General features: G+C 77.4%; 3 protein-coding genes and 1 pseudogene. 1 reads left to right on the top strand and 3 read right to left on the bottom strand.

Translation table 11 applies throughout. The annotated features are described in order from the left end of the window. Positions 1-300 (top strand): hypothetical protein (locus tag AC0CYZ_RS09720; protein WP_472214677.1); only part of this gene is annotated, 300 nt, incomplete at its 5' end. 25 nt (positions 301-325) lie between these two features. Here the strand turns inward: AC0CYZ_RS09720 and AC0CYZ_RS09715 are convergent. The 3 genes and pseudogenes from AC0CYZ_RS09715 to AC0CYZ_RS09705 form a co-directional block, all read right to left on the bottom strand. Continuing rightward, the gene (locus tag AC0CYZ_RS09715; protein ID WP_472214675.1) at positions 326-1402 is read right to left on the bottom strand and encodes an NADH:flavin oxidoreductase/NADH oxidase; all 1077 of its coding nucleotides are present in this window, start codon (positions 1400-1402) and stop codon (positions 326-328) included. Further along, positions 1399-2376, bottom strand: a complete 978-nt coding sequence (locus tag AC0CYZ_RS09710) for a glycosyltransferase family 9 protein (protein WP_472214673.1) — start codon at positions 2374-2376, stop codon at positions 1399-1401. The genes AC0CYZ_RS09715 and AC0CYZ_RS09710 overlap by 4 nt, the downstream gene beginning before the upstream one ends. A 31-nt stretch (positions 2377-2407) precedes the next feature. Beyond that, positions 2408-2496, bottom strand: a pseudogene (locus tag AC0CYZ_RS09705) (RNA polymerase sigma factor SigF); the annotation flags it as partial.

Below are 2496 nucleotides of genomic sequence, written 5' to 3'. Positions count from 1 at the left end.
TGGGTCGTCCCGGCGGACGGCGACGTGGTCCCGGCGGACGCCGACGTGGTCCCGGCGGACGGCGACGTGGTCCCGGCGGACGCCGACGTGGTCCCGGCGGACGCCGACGGGGTCTCGGTGGGCGGCGACGTCGTCCCGACGGGCGCCGGTGCCGTCCCGACGGCGAGGCCCCGCGTCGGCGTGGGGTCATCCGGTTCCGCGGCCGTCGCCGGGCCGCCGGAGGCGGGCGACGCGGACGCGGGGCTCATGAGACAAGTGGTACCCGGCGCCGCGTGTTCTGTCGCTGTGGGCTCGCTGTGATCTGCGGGGGACCACTCCCTCGGGGTCACGGCCACCGGGCGGCCCGCGCGTACTGCTCGGGCCAGGTGACGTCGTCGTCCACCCCGAGCTCGTGGGCCGCGCGCAGCGGCCAGTGCGGGTCGCGCAGCAGCGCGCGGGCGAGCAGCACGACGTCGGCCTGGCCGGTGGCGACGACCTTCTCCGCGTGCGCGGGCTCGCTGATCATCCCCACGGCGCCGGTGGGCACCCCGGTCTCGCGGCGGATGCGCTCGGCGAAGGGCACCTGGTAGCCGGGCTCGACCGGGATGTCGGCGTGCGGGCTGTTGCCGCCCGTGGAGGTGTCGACGAGGTCGGCGCCGGCGTCGGCGAGCGCCCGGGCGAGCGCCACGGAGTCGTCCTCGTCCCAGCCGCCCTCGGCCCAGTCGGTGGCCGAGATGCGGACGAGGACCGGGACGTCCCCGCCGACCTCGGCGCGCACCGCGGCGAGGATCTCGACGGCGAGCCGGGTCCGGTTCTCGAAGGACCCGCCGTAGGCGTCCTCGCGGTGGTTCGACAGCGGCGAGAGGAACTGGTGGACCAGGTAGCCGTGGGCGAAGTGCAGCTCGACGAGGTCGAACCCGGCCGCGAGGGCCCGGCGGGCGCCGGCGGCGAACGCGCCGGGCAGGGCCGCGATCTCCTCGGCCGACAGCGCGTGGGGCTCGGCGTAGTCGGCGAAGGCCTCGGCGGACGGGGCGACCGAGGTCCACCCGCCGTCGTCGGGAGCGACCGACCCGTGGCCCTCCCAGGGGCGCCGCGTCGAGGCCTTGCGTCCGGCGTGCGCGAGCTGCATCCCGGCGGTCGCGCCGCGGGCGTGCAGGAAGTCGACGACGCGCCGCCAGGCCGCGACCTGCTCGTCGTTCCAGATGCCGGCGTCCTGCGGGCTGATCCGTCCCTCGGGGACGACGGCGGACGCCTCGGTCATCACCAGCCCCGCCCCGCCCGCGGCGAACTGCCCCAGGTGCACGAGGTGCCAGTCGTTCGGGAGGCCGTCGATCGACGAGTACTGGCACATCGGGGAGACCCAGACCCGGTTGCGCACGGTCGTGCCGCGCAGGGTGATCGGGGCGAAGAGCGCGCTGGTCACGTGGTGGTCCAACCGCCGCGCGGCGCCTGATCTTCCCGCAGCAGGTCGCGGGCGTGGGCCAGGACCTCGGGGGTCCCGACGGCGAGCAGGGCCGGGTCGGGATCGTCGGCGAAGCGGTCGCCGCGCCGGCGGGTGGCATCGGTCAGGACGACGTGGCGCGGGTCGGCCGGTGGCCCCCACTGCGCGGGCCCGACGGGGCCGAAGAGGGTCACGGAGGGCACGCCGAACGCGGTCGCGACGTGGGCGATGCCGGTGTCGCCCGCGATCACCAGCCGGGCCCCGGCGACGAGGGCGAGGAGCTCACCGATCGAGGTGCGGCCGGCGAGGTCCAGCCCGCCGCTCGCGGCCGCGACCCGCGCGGCGAGGGCGGCCTCGTCGCGGCCGCCGGTGACGACGAGGCGGTGCCCGTCCGCGGCGAGCGCGGCGGCCACCGCGGCGAACCGGTCGACCGGCCAGCGCTTGGCCCCGAACGCCGCTCCGGGGTGCACGACGACCGCGCCCGCCGTCGACGAAGCGGCTTCACTGCCACTGGTTGCAAGCGTCGACGCTTCGCTGGCACGGGGGAGCGGCAGGCGGAGATCGTCCGCGGCGTCCGCGGCCGACGCCTCGTCCACCAGCCCGCACGCGGCGAGCAGGTCGCACCAGCGGCGCCTTTCGGGGCGGGCCGGGTCGTCGACCCAGGCCGGACCGTCCCAGCCCGGCGCCGCGTGCCCGACCCGGCGCACCGGGCGCTCCCCGGCGAGGGCGTCGAGCCGGGCGTGGCTCTGCGGTCCGCGGCCGTGGAGGTTGACCACGACGTCGGGCGGGGGCGCGGTCGCGTCGTCGGCGACGGCGTCCACGGGGAAGCCCGCCACGTCCCCCACCCACCCCGGGCCGAGGAGCACCACCCGGTGGTCGGGCAACGCCCGGCGGAGCAGGCGCAGGGCGGGCACGGCGACGAGCAGGTCGCCGAGGCCGAGGTCGCGCAGGACCACGGCCGTCGGCGCCTCGCCCGGGACCGGAGGCCTAACGGGCGTTCTCTCCCAGCCCCTCGCGCAGCTGGGCGAGGGTCTTGGCGAGCAGACGCGAGACGTGCATCTGCGAGATGCCGACCT

Source organism: Actinomycetospora sp., from assembly GCF_055612215.1.
Note: the sequence above shows the minus strand (reverse complement) of the source record. Positions and strands in the feature narration are given on the sequence as shown.